Origin of the sequence: Flavobacterium sp. H122, from assembly GCF_004959765.1 — a bacterium.
Taxonomy (GTDB): Bacteria; Bacteroidota; Bacteroidia; order Flavobacteriales; family Flavobacteriaceae; genus Flavobacterium.
In genome coordinates this window covers 163,131-183,941 of sequence record NZ_SJZD01000002.1, presented here as the reverse complement: position 1 = coordinate 183,941, position 20,811 = coordinate 163,131, and the positions used below count along the sequence as shown (strand labels likewise).

19 protein-coding genes are annotated in these 20,811 nt (G+C 35.3%); 8 read left to right on the top strand and 11 right to left on the bottom strand.

Annotated features, from left to right (window positions below; translation table 11 throughout):
* Positions 1-50: 50 nt before the first annotated feature.
* The 4 genes from EZM65_RS04340 to EZM65_RS04325 form a co-directional block, all read right to left on the bottom strand.
* Positions 51-1,469 carry an OmpA family protein gene (locus EZM65_RS04340; RefSeq protein ID WP_136667324.1) on the bottom strand — a complete coding sequence of 473 codons (1,419 nt, stop codon included), beginning with the start codon at positions 1,467-1,469 and terminating at the stop codon, positions 51-53.
* 108 nt (positions 1,470-1,577) lie between these two features.
* Positions 1,578-2,771: a glycine C-acetyltransferase gene (kbl, locus tag EZM65_RS04335; protein WP_136667323.1), complete on the bottom strand. Its 1,194-nt coding sequence runs from the start codon at positions 2,769-2,771 to the stop codon at positions 1,578-1,580.
* A gap of 51 nt (positions 2,772-2,822) precedes the next feature.
* On the bottom strand, positions 2,823-5,969 hold the full coding sequence (locus tag EZM65_RS04330; protein WP_136667322.1) for an exodeoxyribonuclease V subunit beta: 3,147 nt from the start codon (positions 5,967-5,969) through the stop codon (positions 2,823-2,825).
* Positions 5,970-5,985: 16 nt separating this feature from the next.
* Positions 5,986-7,404, bottom strand: coding sequence for a hypothetical protein (locus EZM65_RS04325; RefSeq protein WP_136667321.1), 1,419 nt, complete (start codon positions 7,402-7,404; stop codon positions 5,986-5,988).
* A 179-nt stretch (positions 7,405-7,583) separates the two neighbouring features.
* Here EZM65_RS04325 and EZM65_RS04320 point away from each other — a divergent pair, with 179 nt between their 5' ends.
* Positions 7,584-8,189, top strand: coding sequence for a superoxide dismutase (locus EZM65_RS04320; protein WP_136667320.1), 606 nt, complete (start codon positions 7,584-7,586; stop codon positions 8,187-8,189).
* Between the two features lie 547 nt (positions 8,190-8,736).
* On the opposite strand, the gene EZM65_RS04315 is transcribed toward EZM65_RS04320, so the two are convergent.
* From EZM65_RS04315 to EZM65_RS04300, 4 genes are all read right to left on the bottom strand, one after another.
* Positions 8,737-10,635: an amidophosphoribosyltransferase gene (locus EZM65_RS04315; RefSeq protein WP_136667319.1), complete on the bottom strand. Its 1,899-nt coding sequence runs from the start codon at positions 10,633-10,635 to the stop codon at positions 8,737-8,739.
* A gap of 135 nt (positions 10,636-10,770) precedes the next feature.
* Entirely contained in the window at positions 10,771-11,697 is a 927-nt protein-coding gene (locus tag EZM65_RS04310; protein WP_136667318.1) for a PfkB family carbohydrate kinase, read from the bottom strand.
* 109 nt (positions 11,698-11,806) lie between these two features.
* Positions 11,807-12,274, bottom strand: coding sequence for a ribonuclease HI (gene rnhA / locus EZM65_RS04305; RefSeq protein ID WP_136667316.1), 468 nt, complete (start codon positions 12,272-12,274; stop codon positions 11,807-11,809).
* A 6-nt stretch (positions 12,275-12,280) separates the two neighbouring features.
* On the bottom strand, positions 12,281-12,850 hold the full coding sequence (locus tag EZM65_RS04300) for a phosphoribosylglycinamide formyltransferase (protein WP_136667314.1): 570 nt from the start codon (positions 12,848-12,850) through the stop codon (positions 12,281-12,283).
* A 232-nt stretch (positions 12,851-13,082) separates the two neighbouring features.
* Between EZM65_RS04300 and EZM65_RS04295 the strand changes: the two genes are divergently transcribed.
* The 5 genes from EZM65_RS04295 (at position 13,083) to pyk (ending at position 17,543) form a co-directional block, all read left to right on the top strand.
* Positions 13,083-13,319 (top strand): acyl carrier protein, encoded by a 237-nt coding sequence (locus EZM65_RS04295; protein WP_014166687.1) that lies wholly within the window; start codon positions 13,083-13,085, stop codon positions 13,317-13,319.
* Positions 13,320-13,515: 196 nt separating this feature from the next.
* Positions 13,516-14,766, top strand: a complete 1,251-nt coding sequence (gene fabF / locus EZM65_RS04290; protein ID WP_136667312.1) for a beta-ketoacyl-ACP synthase II — start codon at positions 13,516-13,518, stop codon at positions 14,764-14,766.
* A gap of 9 nt (positions 14,767-14,775) precedes the next feature.
* Positions 14,776-15,522, top strand: coding sequence for a ribonuclease III (rnc, locus tag EZM65_RS04285; RefSeq protein WP_136667310.1), 747 nt, complete (start codon positions 14,776-14,778; stop codon positions 15,520-15,522).
* Positions 15,523-15,627: 105 nt separating this feature from the next.
* On the top strand, positions 15,628-16,107 hold the full coding sequence (locus EZM65_RS04280) for an IPExxxVDY family protein (protein ID WP_136667308.1): 480 nt from the start codon (positions 15,628-15,630) through the stop codon (positions 16,105-16,107).
* A 2-nt stretch (positions 16,108-16,109) separates the two neighbouring features.
* Positions 16,110-17,543 (top strand): pyruvate kinase, encoded by a 1,434-nt coding sequence (pyk, locus tag EZM65_RS04275; RefSeq protein ID WP_136667306.1) that lies wholly within the window; start codon positions 16,110-16,112, stop codon positions 17,541-17,543.
* A gap of 12 nt (positions 17,544-17,555) precedes the next feature.
* Here the strand turns inward: pyk and dinB are convergent, their stop codons facing one another.
* A complete protein-coding gene (gene dinB, locus EZM65_RS04270; protein WP_136667304.1) occupies positions 17,556-18,632 on the bottom strand; it encodes a DNA polymerase IV in 1,077 nt (358 codons plus the stop codon).
* A 37-nt stretch (positions 18,633-18,669) separates the two neighbouring features.
* On the opposite strand from dinB, the gene EZM65_RS04265 reads away from it, so the two are divergent.
* Positions 18,670-19,332, top strand: a complete 663-nt coding sequence (locus tag EZM65_RS04265; protein WP_136667303.1) for an NAD(P)H-binding protein — start codon at positions 18,670-18,672, stop codon at positions 19,330-19,332.
* A complete protein-coding gene (locus EZM65_RS04260; protein WP_136667302.1) occupies positions 19,329-19,796 on the top strand; it encodes a CYTH domain-containing protein in 468 nt (155 codons plus the stop codon). Before EZM65_RS04265 ends, EZM65_RS04260 begins: the two co-directional genes overlap by 4 nt.
* On the opposite strand, the gene EZM65_RS04255 is transcribed toward EZM65_RS04260, so the two are convergent.
* Both EZM65_RS04255 and EZM65_RS04250 read right to left on the bottom strand, forming a co-directional pair.
* Positions 19,797-20,291, bottom strand: a complete 495-nt coding sequence (locus EZM65_RS04255; RefSeq protein WP_136667300.1) for a septal ring lytic transglycosylase RlpA family protein — start codon at positions 20,289-20,291, stop codon at positions 19,797-19,799.
* 87 nt (positions 20,292-20,378) lie between these two features.
* On the bottom strand, positions 20,379-20,801 hold the full coding sequence (locus EZM65_RS04250; RefSeq protein WP_136667299.1) for a hypothetical protein: 423 nt from the start codon (positions 20,799-20,801) through the stop codon (positions 20,379-20,381).
* Positions 20,802-20,811: the final 10 nt, after the last annotated feature.

Here is a 20,811-nt window from a genome sequence, read left to right as displayed (position 1 = left end):
AAAAAAGCCCCGAAATTTCGGGGCCTTTTCAAAGAAATATTTTAAAGAAATTATTTTACTAATTTCACTTCTACTCTTCTGTTTAAAGCTTTACCAGCTTTAGTTTTGTTAGAAGCAATTGGTTTAGACTCACCAAAACCAGTTGAAGTCAATCTAGCAGCATCAATTCCTTGAGAGATTAAATAATCTTTAACAGCTGCAGCTCTATTTTCAGATAAAGTTTGGTTAGCAGTGTCTTTACCATCAGCGTCTGTGTGACCTTCGATAGAGAAGTTAGAACCTGGGTACTCTTTTAAGATAGCTGTCATAGCTTCTAATACCGGGTAAGTTCTTTGTTGGAAAGTAGCTTTGTTAGTGTCGAATAAGATAGTTTTAGCGTAGTCGTTTAATTTTTTCATAACTTCTTCGCTTACCTCAGGACAACCGTTGTTAGCTACAGTACCTTTAACATCCGGACACTTATCGTCTTTATCAAGAACTGAGTCACCGTCTGTATCTGGCCAAGGACAACCTGCATTTTCTCTAGGACCTGCCTGGTTAGGACATTTATCTTTGTTGTCAGCTACACCGTCACCGTCAGCATCTGGACAACCTTGTAAAGCAGTTAAACCAGCAACTTCTGGACAAGCATCATCTTTATCAGCGATACCGTCTCCGTCTCCGTCAGGACAACCGTTTAATTCTTTTTTACCAGCAACATCCGGGCAAGCATCTTCTTTATCTTGGATACCGTCAGCATCTGTATCAGGACAGCCTTGGTATTCTTTTAAACCAGCAACATCCGGACAAGCATCTTCTTTATCATAGATACCGTCACCGTCTGTATCTTTACCTCCAAATTGGAAAGTTAAACCAGCCATGTGTTGGAATAAAGAAGGAACATCCAAAGAACCGTCTGACTCAACTCTATCAGTAAATGCTTTTTTGTAGCTAGAGCTCAATGATAAACCAACTTGTTCAGTCAACCAAAAAGTAACACCGGCACCAGCATTAACATTTCCAGCAGATTTTTCATCCAAGAAAGTATAACCTCCTCCAATATGGATAGAAGGATCAAACCACTTAGTTCCGAATAAACTTTTAAAGCTGTAAGCAATTTTACCATCAACACCATAGTACATCCAATCACCTGGATTAACTACAGTTGTAGCATTTGCAGAAGGGCCTTGCCAAACAACATATTTGGAAATTTTGTTTACAGATCCTACAACACCAAACGACCAGTTTCCACCTACATTTCTTGTAACTGACAAGTAAGATACCGAAGGAATAATATTCCAATGATCTTTAACTTTAAACGGTTGAGTAAAATGATCTGTAAATTTACCATCCTCACTATATGCACTAGTTTTAGTATCTATTGCATTTGCTCCAAATGATATTGCCCATGGATTATCACTGCTTTGTGCATTAGCACCTAAACCAGCAACCATCAACATAGAAACAAAAAGTTTGTTAAGATGTTTCATACTTAATTTTTATTTGATTACAATACGTTATTATGACAAAAGTAAGTGATAAGGAGTTAATTACAAAATGAATTGTTAAAAAAAATGATGTTTTTAACAAAAAAACTACTATTTTACAATACCTAGCTCACGTCCAACTTCCGTAAATGCCTGAATAGCTTTATCTAAATGCTCCTTAGTATGCGCTGCGGAAAGCTGTACCCGAATTCTTGCTTTTTCTTTTGGAACCACCGGAAAAAAGAATCCTATTACATAAATCCCTTTTTCCAAAAGCTTATCTGCCATGATTTGAGACAACTTGGCATCATAGAGCATTACAGGCACAATAGCCGAATCTCCATCAATAATATCCAATCCGGCTTTCTTCATTCCTTCTTTGAAATAATTAGTATTCCATTCTAATTTATCTCTTAAAGATGTATCTTTTTCCAATAGTTCAAAAACTTTCAAAGAAGCTCCCACAATTGCCGGAGACAATGAATTTGAAAATAAATAAGGTCTTGAACGCTGACGCAGAATCTCAATTATTTCTTTTTTAGCCGTTGTGTAACCACCCATTGCACCGCCTAAAGCTTTACCTAATGTCCCTGTAATAATATCCACACGCCCCATTACTCCTTTAGCTTCAAGCGTTCCTTTTCCGGTTTTACCTATAAAACCAGCCGCATGACACTCATCCACCATTACCATAGCATCATATTTATCAGCCAAATCACAAATTTTATCCAAAGGCGCTACTAAACCGTCCATAGAGAAAACACCGTCTGTTACAATCAACTTAAAACGGTGACCAGCTTCAGTCGCTTTTTTCAATTGCTCCTCTAAATCGGCCATGTTGTTATTTTCATAACGATAACGAGCCGCCTTACACAAACGGACCCCGTCAATAATTGAAGCATGGTTCAGACTATCTGAAATAATACAGTCTTCTTCACCCAACAAAGGCTCAAAAACTCCTCCGTTGGCGTCAAATGCCGCGGCATATAATATAGTGTCTTCTGTACCATAGAATTTAGCAATGGTTTCTTCCAACTCTTTATGAATATCCTGCGTACCACAAATGAACCGTACTGAAGACATTCCAAAACCATGTGTATCCAACGCGTCTTTTGCTGCCTGCACTACTTCAGGATGTGAAGACAGTCCTAAATAATTGTTGGCACAAAAATTCAAAACTGTTTTACCGTTTACTGTGATTTCTGCTCCTTGTGGCGAAGTGATAATTCTTTCTTTTTTATACAAACCATTAGCTGTAATGGTATCCAATTCCTGTTGTAAGTGTTGTTTGATTTTTCCGTACATTTTTTATTGATGTTAATTCGGTGATTCACAAATTTGGTTTTATAAAACCGATTACAAATTTAGTATTTCAATTTTTTCTCCTATATATACGAGTGATTTTTTTTGAACTGAAAAACCCATTTCTTTTAAAGCATTTTCATACTCTAAAATTTGGACTACATATTTCTGATTATGTGTTCCGGTTTTGTAATCCAATAAATAGGCTTCTTTCTCCTTTACTACAATCCGGTCTGGTATATGATTCTTAGTTCCTTTTTTTAATATGGTTCTTTCATTAAATACTTGCCCTTTTCCATCAAAAAAATCGGCTAATTCCGAATGAAACACTATATCATTCAGCATTTGAAGCACTACTTCTTTTTGATTTTCAGTAATCAATCCGTTCTCAATGGCTTTTATAATTGCCAAATCAACATCATATTTACTCTTTACAAACGAAAGCACTTCATGCATGGTATTACCAAACTCAATTGCCTCTTGTTGTTTACTACCCCACATCATTGCTTCCCGCTGGGCAATTTTTATATTTTCAGACACCAATGAAGATGTAACTGGCTGAATAATGTCTATTTTACGTTCTGAATAATGTCTAATTGAAACCCTTTCCGAAAGTCCCCAATCATATTTCAAAGAATTTTGATCAAAATCTACCCTATCTTCAATAAATTCAATAAAAAATGAAGCCAGATTATTAGGTAAATTACCTTGCTTGTTTCTGTCCTTCCAAGAAGAAATAATGTATAATTGTTCTTCCGCACGCGTTAGAGCCACATACAACACATTAACATTGTCCAATAATTCTTCCTGACTCTTTTGATCATAAACTTTTGATGCTTCGGCACCATACTCTTTTACTTTACTCGACTTATCTATCAGATATTTTTCAAACGAAGCTTCTTCTTCAGGAGCATCAAGCCACATTTTTTCACGTTTATTTACACTATAACTCTCTTCGGCAAAAGGAAAAATAACTACCGGAAATTCCAATCCTTTTGATTTATGAATAGTCATAATACGAATTGCCTCAGCACCTTCGGCTGTAGGAACGCTTAATTTGTGACTGCTTTTTTCCCAAAAATCCAAAAAGTCAGCCATTGAATATTGGTATTTGACATCCTTTTCTAATACTGCATCCAAAAAATACTGCACATATGCATTGTTTTTTGATGGAGGTATTCCAGCCAAAATCAAATCTTCTACAATTTCATATAATGGTTTTCGCCGAATTGAAGCAAAATTAATTTGGACACCAAAGTCTTCTAACCATTGCTGTAATTCAGCTTCTGTAGCAAATTGCAATCCTTGCCAGATAAAATCGTGAATTTGTAAATGAGTCTCAAAATTATTGACCAAATAATACAATACCTGAACTAATGCCTCTTTGTTTTTTCTATCGCTTAAATAGCGAAGCATATTGAGAAGAAATTGTACTTCGGAAGAAGTCGAAAGCAACAAACTCTCTGAAGAGATTACAGGGATTTTTTGTTCCGTAAGATAATTAGCCAGTAATACTCCTTTACTATTATTCCGTACTAAAATAACTATTTCGCTTAAAGAAAATCCTTTTTGCTGGATTTCATAAATAGTTTGTAATGTTTTTTGAAGATACAAATCATCCTGGGTGATTTCTTCTTCGGTCTCAATCTCATCAGCTTTTGGCAAAAAAGAAATATTTACAGACCCTCCTTTTTTAGAATTTGACTTCTGGAAACTTTTGTTTTCATATAAATCCTTATAATCTTCGTTTTCAAATTTTTGAGATAAGAATTTAAAAAAATCGTTATTAAAGTGAATTACCTCATCATAACTCCGATAATTAGATTCTAAATTAATTACCTGCTTATCTTTATTACTGAACGGATTTTCAGTTTTTGCCAAATCGATAAACTGCTCCGCTTTACCACCACGCCAACGGTAAATAGACTGTTTAGGATCACCTACAATTAACAATGAACCTTGATTTCCCTGTAAATCCTCACTTGAAAGCGCATTATCAATCAGCGGAATGAGATTTTGCCACTGCATTTGCGAAGTGTCCTGAAACTCATCAATGAAAAAATGTTTGTAACGCTCACCCAAACGTTCATAAATAAAAGGAGCCGGCTGATGCTTAATTTGTTCATTGATAAGTTTATTAAACTCAGTTATGGACAAGATATTCTGTTCTTCTTGTATGTTTTTTAATTTGTTATTAACCGTATTTAAAAGTGACAGAGGTGTTATGTTTTTTAAGAACGCTTCATACAAATTCTTCTTTTGAAACTTTTGATAGACTACAGCCAGAACAGACAGCAATTCAGGAACACAGCCTTCGATTATTTCTTTATCTTTTGCAGATTTATTGATTTTAATATCATCAAATTCGTGATAGGTTTTATTTTGCGGATTGAATTTTCCTTCTGCAATACCTTGCAGATGCTTAGGGAAATATCCTCCCGAAAAAGACTTCAAATCGATTCCTTTATTTTCGATCAATTCCAAAGCCAGTTTAGCCTGCTCACTTGTTTCGGCTTCAATGTTATTACACAATTCCTGCAGTTTATTTTTCAAAACAACAAACTCCTGAATGGACTTATCCTGTAAAGAAAGAACCTCTTCACGATTATTTTCATTCAAAATCAGTTTTCCGGTATTGAAAATCTCTCCCGAAACATCCCACGATTTATCATCATCCGTTTTTTCCATGGTGAAATCGACCAGCAATTTTGTCAATTCGTCATTTTCACCAGCTTCGGCTACTATGGCATCCACTGCTTCCTGCAATAAACTTTCAGTATCCAAAGAAACATCAAAAGTAACAGGCAGATTTAAATCGATTGCAAAAGAACGGATTACTTTATGGGTAAACTTATCAATCGTAGAAATATCAAAAGCAGCATAATTGTGAATGATATTCTTAATGATCAATTTTGCCTTAGCTGTAATTTCATTCAGACTTAGGCCAGTTTCTAGAGATAAATCTTTCATTAAATTAAGAGATTTATCAGTGGGATTATCTTTTGTAAAATCAAACAGACTGTCCACAATACGGCTTTTCATTTCATGCACCGCCTTGTTGGTAAAAGTGATGGCAAGAATGTTTTTATATGCATCTTCTTTAGGTGACAACAGAATAATTTTCAAGTATTCCTTTACAAGAGTATAGGTCTTTCCTGAACCTGCCGATGCATTATATATTGAAAATGCTGTTTTATGCATTTACTATAACTATTTATTATTGTTGAAGCGGACTCTTTATATCAAAAAAATTCTTATTCCTCATTTTCAGCAATTCACCGCCTAATTCTGTTTTATTATTTAAAACAAGAATAATTACAGCTCTACCGTCATTATCGAAGAAACTCAAAGTCATTGGCTGTTTTTTAAATTCATAATCCTGGATCTGCGGAAAGATTTTTTTTAAGGAGCTTAGTGTCTGCAGCTGATTTTTATGAATTATGAAAACCCGTGTGTCTTTCGAATCGTCAGTCAGATTAAAGTTGTTTGAATGCAAAATTGAGGCAGAAAAATTGAGACTGTAAATCTGAAAAAAATCACTCAGGCTGTTTACCGCTTCCATTTCGCTCATATCATCGGCATAAACAAAACAACTGTTTAATAAAATCGAGTAATCATAAATTGATTTTGGAAATTTCTTTGAAAAAACCGCAATTGCATTGTCAACAAATTCTTTATCTATTGTCTTACCCTTTTCCAGATATTCCTCTACTTTTGGATACAACACCTTTGCAAAATCGTTTATGGTTTTATTGGCATACCAGTCATTTTCATCAATTTTACCGCTTATTTTTTTATAAGCCCAGCCGTTACCTATAGCTGTTGCCACAGATTCATCCATATACGAATAAGCATGTTTCGAATAGATGGTATTATTATCTTTAAAATACTGATCAACTTCAAACTGTTTGTCCCGTGGCTGTTCCTTATAAAGCATGTGGCATATTTCATGAAGTACTGCTCCATTCCTTGAGTTATAGTCGGTTTCATCGGTTAAAACCCCTACACACAAACTATTGATGTGGGGCGTTGCGGTAGAAAATCCATTTACCCCGGGAATTGGGTAAATTGCTATCTGAAAAGGAATATCTTCAGACCAGGTTGAATCATAGAATGCCTTTATCTTATTAAAAATCTGCATGTTCGCATTTTCGTATTTTGACAATTCGGCTAGTTGTTTTTCAATTTTCGGTTTGTATTCGTTCCAGATTATTTTATCATATACTTGTTCAGCCGATTTCAGCAGAGCAATCATTTTTTGATTTGTTTCTATAGGAATCAGCCCCAGACATTTCATTTTAAATTCATTAAAATCCACTGAATTAACGGCATGCATAGCTATCAAATCATAAGTTGAATTATTTTGATCCCGGTTCTTTGGAAAATCAGTTTTGATGATGTTATGATACAGATTCAGTTTTGAAAAATCTGCGACCAGCTTTTTGAATTCCAAATTATGCTGCGTTTTCAAATTGATAAATTCCTTAAAAGAAGGTGATGTTGCCTGCGCTCCGGACGCTGTCTGCATGAAATTTAAAACACAGTAAAGCTTGCTTACTTTGTAATTCAAAAAGTTTTGAGAATAATTTTGGTGTACAAAAAGCAACGATATGATTATGGAAAATAAGTGTTTCATTTTTATAATTTTAACTACTGCAACTGTGGAAATCCATTTATTTTTAGACTTCGTTCTGTCTTGTATAAAAATAAAAAGATTGTGCTAATAGCGGGAAATAGCTTCAAAAAATTTTAATTCCAAAGTTAATTGATTAATTTTGATTGAATTTAATTTTTAATCTTTAAAATACAAATAATATGGCTTTTGAGTTACCGCAATTACCTTATGCATACGATGCATTGGAACCACATATTGATGCAAGAACTATGGAAATCCACCATACAAAGCATCACAATGCTTATACAACAAATTTAAATGCTGCTATAGCAGGAACTGATTTAGAAGGAAAATCAATTGAGGAAATCCTTAAAAATCTTGACATGACCAAAGCTGCTGTGCGCAACAATGGCGGTGGTTTTTACAACCACAATTTATTTTGGACAGTAATGTCTCCAAATGGCGGTGGTGAACCAACCGGAGAATTATCTGATGCTATTAATTCATCTTTCGGAAGTTTTGCTGCTTTCAAAGAAGCTTTTTCTAAAGCAGGCGCTACGCAATTTGGTTCAGGATGGGCTTGGTTATGTGTTAAAGACGGAAAACTTGAAGTTTGCGGCACACCAAACCAGGATAATACTTTGATGCCGGGTGTAGGTTGTGGTGGAACTCCAATTTTAGGAATGGATGTTTGGGAACATGCTTACTACTTAAACTATCAAAACCGCCGTCCTGATTATATTGAAGCTTTCTTTAATGTGATTAACTGGTCTGAAGTAGCCAGACGTTATGCTGAAGCAAAATAATTTCAGTAAAAAAACAATATGATTGAAGTCCCGCATTGCCGGGACTTTTTTTGGCTTCGGGAGCCTCAGCCAACAATTCGAGAACCGCATCCGGCAATCTGAAAAACCGCAACCGATATAAAATAAAAAAGGCAGGATTGCTCCTGCCTTTTTTGCCCCAAATCTACCATAACTTAACCTACTTATGTAATGGTGAATCAAATGTATGTTCGGAATTTGAATAAAACAAACAAAATCGGTAAACAGATAAAAAAGTCGACAACGAGATGAAACGTCTTTTTTTACTCACCAAATTTGGTGATGTAATTTTAACATTAAGTTCTTATTCGGCAGAAAAAATAAAGAAGAATAAAAAAGAAGGGCAAAAAAAGAAAAGTATATAAAATAAAAAAGGTAGAAATTCCTTTCTACCCTTTTTGCCCCAAATCTACCATAAACTTAACCTACTTATGTAATGGTGAAGCAAAGCTAGACTGATTAATATTGTATTCAAAATTATGTCGGTGAATTGTAAAAATACTCGATAAAATACATTTTAACAATCCTTTTAGTACGCTCTGGCGTCCTTCCCTTCATAGAAATTCATAAAAGCTCTGTTCACTACACGGTTACCGCCATCAGTAGGGTAATCACCTGTAAAATACCAATCCCCTGAATTTTTAGGACATGCCTTATGCAAATCGGCAACCGATTGGAAAATAATTTTTACTTCTGCTTTTACCGACGGTTCTGTAAGCATTACCGCAATTTTATCTGAAATCTGTTCATCAGTAAACTGTTCATACAATTCGTTTACATAGTTTACCACTTCCGAATCATTCAGGTGTTCCTGCGCTTTACATTTGGCATAAACCTCATCTACCAGATAATATTTATTATTTTCTTTTAGAAGTTCCAGCATTGCCTGAAATGCTACCAACGTTTCCAACTTAGCCATATCAATTCCGTAACAATCCGGATAACGGATCTGCGGCGCTGAAGAAACAATAACAATCTTTTTAGGATTCAAACGATCCATCATTTTGATGATACTTTTCTTCAATGTAGTACCACGAACAATACTATCATCAATGATTACCAGATTATCTGTTGGTTTTATCACACCGTACGTTACATCGTAAACATGCGCCACCATATCATCACGCGAACTGTCTTCTGTTATAAATGTACGAAGCTTCACATCTTTTATGGCAATCTTTTCAGAACGGAGTTTAACATCTAAAATCTCTTTTAATTTATCAGCCGAAAGATTGTCTTTGTTTTCAAGAATCAGATTAATCTTGTGCTGGTTCAAATAATCATTGGCAGCCTCAACCATCCCGAAGAAAGAAGTTTCGGCAGTATTAGGTATATATGAAAAAACAGTATTTTCTGTATCATGGCCAACAGCTTTCAATACAGCCGGCATGATCAGTTTCCCAAGCTCTTTTCTTTCCTGATAAATCTCCGCATCGCTTCCACGGGAAAAATAAATACGTTCAAAAGAACATGCTTTCTTAACCGAAGCTTCTCTGACTTTTTCATCGATTACTCTTCCGTCTTTTTTAATAATTAAAGCATGACCAGGAGTAATTTCCTGAATAGCATCAAAAGGAACATTAAAAACTGTTTGAATCACAGGTCTTTCTGAAGCCACTACAACTATCTCGTCATCCTGATAGTAATATGCAGGACGGATACCTGCAGGATCACGGGTTACGAATGCATCACCATGACCTATTAAACCAGCCATTGCATAACCTCCGTCCCAGTTTTTAGAAGCTCTTCTTAAAATACGGCCAATATTCAGTTTTTCTGCAATAACCGGAGAAGCTTCGCGTTTTGACAAACCGTTTTCTTTACACTCCTGATACAAATCTGTCACTTCATCATCAAGAAAATGACCTATCTTCTCCATCACAGTTACCGTATCTGCCATTTGTTTAGGATGCTGACCTAATCGCACTAAATCCTGAAACAACTCTTTTACATTGGTCATATTAAAGTTTCCGGCTACAATCAAATTACGGTGCATCCAGTTATTCTGACGTAAAAAGGGATGAACATTTTCAATACTGTTCTTACCAAAAGTACCGTAACGTACGTGCCCTAAGAAAACCTCACCTACATAAGGAATATGTTCTTTTTGAAGTGCCACATTATCTTTATATTCCGGGTGAAGTTCCAATTCCTGACTTATTCTGGCATTAATTTGTCCAAAAATATCCTGAATAGGTTGTGCCTGATTTGAACGGATCCGGCTTATATATCTTTCTCCCGGTTCAACATCCAGTTTTATACTTGCCAAACCTGCACCATCCTGTCCGCGGTTATGTTGTTTTTCAAGAAGCAGGTACATTTTTTCTACACCATAAAAAGCTGTACCGTATTTTTCTTTGTAGTATTCTAAAGGTTTTTTTAATCGCAAAAGTGCAATTCCGCATTCGTGTTTAATTGCGTCACTCATATCTTAATTGTGTTGTCTCTGAAATTAATCCAGAAAAAAGTTGTTGTATTGTTATAGTTGCTTGAATTTCAATACTTTTTTTAAAAAAATCCATTTCAAAAAATAAAAAAAGCCCCGAAAATTCGAGGCGTAAATTTATGTTAATTCTATTTCAAACTGTGTTAGCGCTTTAAATTGCTTCAAACGGCTTTGAACTTCTTCTTTTGTAAGTCCAACCATTCTTTCTGTCCCGAATTTCTCAACACAGAAAGAGGCTAAATTCGATCCATGCACAATAGCTGCTTTCATATTCTCGAAAGATATGTTTTCGCTTTGTGTGATAAATCCAGAAAAACCACCTGCAAAAGTATCACCTGCACCTGTAGGATCAAAAACTTCCTCTAATGGTAAAGCTGGTGCAAAAAACACTTGGTTGTCGTGGAATAACAAAGCACCATGTTCCCCTTTTTTGATAACCACATACTCAGGTCCCATTTTATGAATTTCAGCAGCTGCTTTTACCAATGAATATTCACCTGACAACTGACGTGCCTCCTCATCATTAATTGTAATAACATCAACACGTTTCATTACTTCTTTTAATTCAGGTAATGCACAATCCATCCAGAAATTCATAGTATCTAAAACTACCAATTTAGGCTTCTCTGTCAATTGATCCAAAACGTTGCTTTGTACTAACGGGTGTAAGTTTCCTAACATTACCACATCGGCATTTTTAAAATTTTCCGGTACAACAGGTTTGAAATCTGCCAATACATTTAATTCAGTAACCAATGTATCACGTGAATTCAAATCATTGTGGTATTTTCCGCTCCAAAAGAAAGTCTTTCCTCCTTTTACAACTTCAAGTCCGGTTACATCAATATTTCTTGATTTTAATAAATCGATATATTCTTGTGGAAAGTCCTCGCCTACAACCGATACAATAGCTGACTGCAAGTTAAAATGTGAAGCTGAAAGCCCGATAAAAGTACCAGCACCACCTAAAATTTTATCTGTTTTTCCAAACGGCGTTTCAATAGCATCAAAAGCTACTGTTCCTACAATTAATAATTTATTCATAAAACGAATTGAAAATTAGAGCGCAAATGTACAATTTAGTTTTTGTAAATACCAAATTGATTAAGTTTCAATTAACAATTTATTTATTATCAGTACATTACACCAATAATTATTCTTGATTTTCATAATATAGGTCTACAGAAAGTTTTGCCTGCTGCGAAGCCATAACCGCCAATTCATCACAACGTTCATTTTGAGGATGATTGTTATGCCCTTTTACCCATTTAAAGTCGACTTTATGTTTGCGGTAAATCTTCAAAAAACGCATCCATAAATCAGGATTTTTTTTTGCTTTGAAATCAATTTTTTCCCAACCAAACACCCATCTTTTTTCAACAGCATCAACCACATATTTGGAATCAGAAACCACCAAAACTTTCATATTCGGGTTTTTAAGCTTCTCCAAGCCAATAATTACCGCCAATAATTCCATCCGGTTATTAGTCGTCAACCGAAACCCTTCATAAAATTCCTTTTTATAATTGGTTCCCACTAATTCCATGACTACTCCATAGCCTCCCGGACCGGGATTTCCTTTTGCAGCACCGTCTGTATATATATGTACCTGATGTGACAATTTAAATTATAAGTTATGAGTTATAAGTTTCTCTATAGTAATTGGAAAATACACATGTTCCAATTCATGAACCTTTTGAGCAATTTCTTCCGCCGAAGTACAATTTTCAATGTTAACAAAATGCTGTGCGATAATTGCCCCTTCATCATAATGTTCATTTACATAATGAATAGTTATACCTGTTTCCTTCTCGTTATTATCCAAAACAGCTTGATGCACATGCATACCATACATACCTTTTCCTCCATACTTAGGCAGCAAAGCAGGATGTATATTAATCACCATATTAGGATAAGCATGAATAATATCCTCAGGGAACTTTAATAAAAAACCAGCTAATACAATTAAATCAGGCTGAATTTCATTCAATTGCCGTAAAACTTCACCGGTATTTAATTCCTCTTTATTAAAAACAAAAGTCGGGACATCATGAGCTGCAGCCCTCTCTAAAACTTTGGCACGCAGATTGTTAGAAAAGATTCCAGCTACGTTCACTGAAGAGTTGTTTTTAAAATGTAATATAATTTTTTCGGCATTGGATCCTGAACCGGAAGCAAATATTACAATTTTGTTCATTTGTTGTATGTGTTTAATCGTGTTGCTATTGAGCCTAATCTAGATTGGGTTATAGACGCAACTGTAATTTTTATTATGCAAAAAAAAGAATAATAAATGACAAATAATTAAAATTGACCCTCTTTGTAAAATTAATTTTTTAATTTCGTACTAACATTTATTAACTAAAAAACTTGGTTTTAAATAAATTTTTTATTTTTGCCAACTAATTAAAATTTAAAATTTAAAGATTATGTCAGACATTGCATCAAGAGTAAAAGCGATTATCGTAGACAAATTAGGTGTTGACGAGAACGAAGTAGTTTCTGAAGCAAGCTTCACTAACGATTTAGGAGCTGATTCATTAGACACTGTTGAGCTAATTATGGAATTCGAAAAAGAATTTGATATCCAAATTCCAGATGACCAAGCTGAAAACATTGCTACTGTAGGTCAAGCTATCTCTTACATCGAAGAAGCTAAAAAATAATAAATTCCAAACATCTGTAAGCCTGAAAACTTACAGATGTTATTATTTTTTACGGTCTTTATCAAAATCTTTTCTTAGATTTGTACAAACATTGATTGTATTACAATCATAAAATATCATGTAATACCCATTGTTTCTTTTAGTTAATATTAAAAGTACTTTGGGATTTTTTATATTTAACATAACCAGCTGAACTATGCAATTAAAGCGAGTAGTAGTAACAGGATTAGGAGCATTAACACCCATTGGAAATACTCTTCAGGAATATTGGGATGGGCTTATAAACGGAAAAAGCGGTGCCGCTCCTATCACTTATTATGACACTGAAAAACACAAAACCAAATTCGCATGTGAAGTCAAAAACTTCAACGTTGAGGATTTTATCGATAAGAAAGAAGCCAGAAGAATGGACAAATTTGCGCAATATGCAATTGTTGCCAGCGATGAGGCCATTAAAGACTCTGGTTTAAATCCTGAAGAAATCAACAAATATCGGGTTGGTGTAATATGGGGCGCAGGAATTGGCGGTCTGGAAACTTTCCAGGAAGAGATGCTTAACTACGCAAAAGGAGATGGGACACCACGTTTCAATCCGTTTTTCATCCCTAAAATGATTGCAGATATCGCACCAGGACACATTTCTATGCGAAATGGCTTCATGGGACCTAACTACACTACGGTTTCGGCTTGTGCTTCATCAGCAAATGCCTTAGTGGATGCTTTCAACTACATCCGCCTGGGAATATGTGACGTAATTGTTTCAGGAGGTTCAGAAGCCGCTGTAACTATTGCCGGAATGGGAGGATTCAACTCTATGCAGGCTCTATCAACCAGAAACGAAAGCCCTGAAACGGCTTCAAGACCGTTTGACGCAACCCGTGACGGATTTGTCTTAGGCGAAGGTGCAGGAGCATTGGTTCTGGAAGAATATGAACATGCAAAAGCCCGAGGCGCAAAAATCTATTGCGAAGTAGGTGGCTGCGGTATGTCATCTGACGCTTACCATTTAACAGCACCACACCCTGAAGGAATCGGTGTAATTGCGGTTATGAAAAACTGTCTGCAGGATGCCGGCCTGAAACCGGAAGATGTGGATCACATCAATACTCACGGAACATCGACTCCATTAGGAGATGTTGCTGAGTTGAAAGCAATCAGTACCGTATTTGGTGAACATGCTAAAAACATCAACATCAATTCAACTAAATCTATGACCGGTCACTTATTGGGAGCTGCCGGAGCTATTGAAGCTATTGCTTCTATATTAGCCATTAAAAACGGAATCATCCCTCCTACGATCAATCATAAAGTAGTTGACGAAAACATTGATCCGTCTTTAAATTTAACATTAAACAAAGCACAAAAACGTGAAATCACTGTAGCCATGAGTAACACTTTTGGTTTTGGCGGTCATAATGCTTGTGTTTTATTCAAAAAAGCAGAGTAATTCCATTATATGAGAATTATCAAAAAAATATTTAAAACTTCCCGTCCTCTTTCGTCTGAAGACGGGATTTTTTTTGAAAAACTTACCAGTATTTTAGGTTTCAAGCCTAACAATATTGAGCATTACAGAAAAGCCTTCACCCATCGTTCTATGAACAAACTGGATGAAAAGGGCCATCCCATAAATTATGAAAGATTAGAATTTTTAGGTGATGCCATGCTTGGTTCTGTGATTGCCTCACATCTTTTCAGCAAAGTTCCTAATGGTGATGAGGGTTATTTAACCAAAATGCGCTCTAAAATTGTTTCAAGGGAACACTTAAACGAGTTAGGAAAAGATTTTAATTTAATCCAATTTGTGGAAAGCAAAGTTTCTCCCCAGCATTTTGGTGAAAATGTACATGGTAATATTTTCGAAGCTTTCATTGGTGCCATATACTTAGATAAAGGATTCATATATTGTGAAAAATTCATTCAGAAGAAAATCATTGAACCTTATGTAGACATCGACCGTCTTGAAGGCAAAGTAATAAGCTACAAGAGCTTACTTATTGAATGGTGCCAAAAAGAAAAAAAATCATTTCATTACGAAATATATGATGACAACGGAACCGGAAATCTAAAACATTTTGCTGTAAAACTTCACATTGACAAAAAAGTAGTTGCAAAAGCCAGAGCAACTTCTAAGAAAAAAGCTGAAGAAATTGCTTCAAAAAGAGCCTATTTCGTTTTTCAGTCACAAATTGACTCAAAATAATTGCAAACCTCAATCGTTTTCGTTAATAAGTTAGCATAAAGCTAACATTTTAAACTGTTCAAGTATAGTTTATTAATAGTATATTTACATTTTATTTTGAATAATATGGCTATTCATAAACTCCAGTTAGAAGAATTTGATCAGGTTGATTATGACCTTATTGCCATTCACACTACACTTGAAGATTATAGAATTGCCTTCAAAATAAACCAGCATTTAGGAATTCTTCTTTCTAAAAACGAGAATGAAATCACTTTTGAAATCAACAAACAACCCGCTTTTTTTTCGAGATTTACATTTGATGATGAAGAAGCCATGATGACTTGGGATTTAATTCAAAACAAACAGGAGATAGAACTGCCTATTATTACTCAAAACACATCTCTTTTTGAAGAAACCAGCACTGTAAAACAAATCAATTTGGTTACGGATTTAAAAAAAGCTGATTTTGTTTTGAAAATAGAACACGACGAACAAATTGACATAAAAGATATTATTAGTAAACTTAAAAAGATTGATTTTATAACCACTGTATATGAGGTTGACCCCAATGAAATCAAATCGAAGAACAACTTAATTTTTTAAAAATGCGCACAAGAAAAAAGACTAAAATAGTTGCTACCCTTGGTCCGGCATGCAGTACGAAAGAAGTAATTAAAAAAATGATGGATGCCGGTGTGGATGTTTTCCGAATTAACTTCTCACACGCTGACTATACGGATGTAGCCGAAAGAATCCGCATTATTAGAGAACTGAACGATGAATGCGGATATACAACTGCTATCCTTGCCGATTTACAAGGACCTAAGCTACGTGTAGGTGTAATGAAAGAAGACGTAGTGGTTAATGAAGGTGATTTAGTAACCTTTCAAACCACTGATGATGTTCCGGGAACACCGGACAACGTTTACATGACCTACAAATCTTTTCCTCAGGATGTAAATCCAGGCGAAAGAATTTTATTAGATGACGGAAAATTAATTTTTGAAGCCGTATCAAGCGACAAAAAAGCAAACAAAGTTGTTTGTAAAGTAATTCAGGGAGGTCCTTTGAAATCGAAAAAGGGAGTTAACTTACCTAATACAAAAGTTTCACTTCCTGCATTAACTGAAAAAGACATCAGAGACGCGCTTTTTGCTATTGAAAATCAGGTTGACTGGATTGCGCTTTCATTTGTCAGAACTCCGGAGGATTTAAAAGATTTAAAAGATCTGATCGATAAAAATTCAGAGCATAAAATTCCAATTATAGCTAAGATTGAAAAACCTGAGGCTATTGAAAACTTAGACAAGTTAGTAGCACATTGTGATGGTTTTATGGTGGCCCGCGGTGATCTTGGTGTAGAAATGCCGGCTCACGAAGTTCCGTTGATTCAAAAAAAATTAATCAACCGTGCTAAATTGGCCCGTATACCAGTAATTGTGGCAACCCAAATGATGGAAACCATGATTACAAGTCTTACACCTACACGAGCGGAAGTAAACGATGTTGCCAATTCTGTAATGGACGGGGCGGATGCGGTAATGCTTTCCGGTGAGACTTCAGTGGGTAATTACCCGGTTCAGGTTATTGAAAAAATGACACAGATTATTGAAGCAGTTGAGGATTCTCCGCTTATTCAGGTACCGCAAAAACAACCTCAGGTTAAAACCAACAGATACATTACAAAACATATTTGTTACCACGCTGCTATCCTGGCTGATGATATTGAAGCAAAAGCGATTACCACTTTAACAAATAGTGGCTATACGGCTTTTCAGGTTTCAGCCTGGCGTCCTCATGCTCATGTATTGGTTTTCACCTCAAACCGACGTATTTTAACGCAGTTAAACCTGTTATGGGGCGTTCATGCTTTTTACTATGATAAATTTGTAAGTACAGACGATACTATTGATGATATTAATGCTATTGCCAAAGAAAGTAAATTCGTTGAAAAAGGGGACATCCTTGTCAACTTAGCTGCTATGCCGGTAGTTGCCAAAGGAATGGTAAATACTTTGAGAATTTCTGAAATAGAATAGTAAAATAAAATATTAGAATTCAAACCGTAGTTGCACGACTACGGTTTTTTTTATTTCAGTATTTAAGTTGGAAAGTGAAATACCCAGCAATCGTACTGAATCTTTCATTTTTTCCTGATACAGTAATTCTTTTACTGTTTCAAACAACAATCCTTTATCCGAAACAAAATAAGGCAAGGTTTTACTTCGGGTTTGTTGGGTAAAATCTGAATATTTTATTTTTAAAGTAATCGTTTTACCTGATATTTTGTGTTTTTGCAATCGTTTTGAAAGTTCCTCAGCTATTCGGTTTAACTTTTCTTCCATAAAAATCTCTGAGGTCAGATTCGTATAAAAAGTGTGCTCTGCAGCTACCGATTTAGTTGTCCTGTTGGGTTTTACCTGACTATTGGAAATTCCTCTTACCAGATAATAATAATGTCTGCCGCTTTTACCAAAATGCTCATCTAAATATTCTAACGATTTCGATTTTAAATCGGCTCCGGTATAAATTCCCAACTGATACATTTTTTCAGTGGTTACCTTACCAATACCATAAAACTTTTTCACATCCAAGCCTTCCAAAAAAGTTTCCACTTCATCGGGATTGATGGTTTTTTGACCGTTAGGCTTATTATAATCCGAAGCAATTTTGGCCACAAACTTATTAATTGAAATTCCGGCAGAAGCCGTAAGTCCTACTTCCTCAAAAATTCTTTTCCTGATTTCCTGAGCTATTAAAGTGGCGCTTGGATTACCTTTTTTATTGACTGTAACATCCAAATACGCTTCATCTAAAGAAAGCGGCTCAACCAAATCAGTATAATCCTTAAAAATAGTCCTTATTTTTTTAGAAATCTCCTTATAACGGTCAAAACGGGGACGAACAAATATAAGTTCAGGACATAACCGTTTCGCCTGCACGCCGCTCATAGCACTCCGTACACCAAATTTACGTGCCTCATAACTCGCCGCCGATACCACACCACGTATTTCACTGCCTCCCACAGCCAATGGTTTCCCTTTCAATTCAGGATTATCCATTTGCTCAACAGAGGCATAAAAAGCATCCATATCGACATGAATTATTTTTCGTTGCACGAATTCCATTTTGTAAATTTATGTATATTCATTCAAATTTTCATCTATGGTAAAGACTGCTATTATAATAGGGGCAACGGGACTGACAGGAAACATTTTGCTGCAAAAGCTGTTGCGGGATGATACATCTGAAACCATTAAAGTATTCAGCAGGAAACCAGTTAATATCAACCATCCTAAAATCAAAGAATATCCGGTTGATTTACTTCAACTGGAGAATTATAAAAATGAATTTACAGGCGACGTGGTTTATTGCTGCATTGGCACTACTAAAAAACAAACTCCCGACGAAAATCAGTACAAAGCCATCGATTATGGAATTCCTGTAAATGCCGCCAAATTAGCCAGACAAAACAACATCAAGATTTTTATAGTAATTTCCGCTCTTGGAGCAGATGTCAACAGCAGTATCTTTTACAACCGTACCAAAGGAGAAATGGAAAGAGATGTTTTGGCTCAAAAAATTGAGCAAACCTATATACTGCAGCCGTCACTGATTGATTATGTAAGAAATGAACGTTTGGGAGAAAGAATTGCGGTATATTTCATGCGCATTCTAAATTTTTTATTGGTTGGTTCTTTAAAAAAATATCAGAGTATAACTCCTGAACAAATTGCAGAAGCAATGCTTCAACTAACCAAAAGAAAATTTAATTTTGACCGCATAGAATCCCATCAGATAAAGCAAATAGCCAATAAGGAAATATGATTGAAATAGAACGCAAATTTTTAGTGAATAATGAAGTTTTTTTAACTCAAGCCACATCACATAACAGAATTGTTCAAGGGTATTTAAATTCAAACCCAGAACGCACTGTCCGTATCCGTATAAAAGGAGAAAAAGGATTTATTACGATTAAAGGAAAAAGCAATGATACCGGCACAACCCGATTGGAATGGGAAAAAGAAATTCCGCTTAACGAAGCGGAACAACTTTTAGCTTTATGTGAAACAGGCGTGATTGATAAAATCCGTTATGAAGTACCGGTAGGCAATCATTTTTACGAAGTGGATGTTTTTTCAGGAAATAATTACGGATTGATTATTGCTGAAATTGAACTTCAATCGGAAAACGAATGGTTTGAAAAACCGGATTGGCTTGGAGAGGAAGTCACAAAAGACAGAAGATATTACAACTCCTATTTAAGCAACAATCCGTTTACAGCCTGGTAATTATTTCTTGACAGCCAATTCAATTTTAACAGCCATTATACCGCCGCGCCTTCCAGCCATCAAATATCTGAAAGCTTTGTTTGACAGGTCAATTTCCCTTCCTTTTACATGAGGGCCACGGTCGTTTATTTTAACAATAATTTTTCTGCCGTTTGTAATATTTGTCACTCTGACTTTTGTTCCAAACGGAAGCCTTCTATGGGCAGCTGTCAACTTATTATTATCAAAACGTTCACCGCTTGCAGTTCTTCTGCCATTAAATTTATTAGCATAATGTGTTGCATAGCTTTTACTCTTATACAATTTATAATTGTATAATCCTTCTTCAATAGAAAGGCTGTCTATAAACAATGAATCTTTTACAGTATCATTTTTGATTGTATCCTGAACAATACTCGAATTAAACGAATTTGATTCGAATTTTTGGAATGAGAAATTAGATGCCAAAAAAGCAGCAACCATAGTAGAAACACCCAATATTAATTTGTTAATCATACTATTACATTTTTAAAATTCAACATCCAACTATCAAATACCATACCCCAATTGAAAAAGAAAGCCCTGAAAAGGGCTTTTATTTCTTTATGCTAACCATGTACTCCATGGAATACGTGACAGAATCAGCACTAAACCTATTCCGTAGAAAATAGCAATTTTTTTGAATTTATCTGAACCTGTGTCCATTTTTTTATGTTTTGACCACCCTACAGTGATTAATGCAATAGCTATTAAATTAATCAAAGGATGCTCCATTGACGTTAAACGCAATGCCGCATCTTTCATATTAAATCCTGAAAGCCCAAGAGGTGATATGAAGTATAAAATAAGTCCCACTAAAAACTGAATATGGGTAGCTATCAAACCAAAAAGAGCAATTTTTCTGTCTTTAGCAGTAAACTCCTTCTTTGAAGAACTGCCTAAAGCACTGTTAGCTACTGCAAACACTAATAAAATCAAGGCCAAATACGCCCATCCTGAGTGAAATTTTTGTAATAATTCGTACATTTTGTAAGAT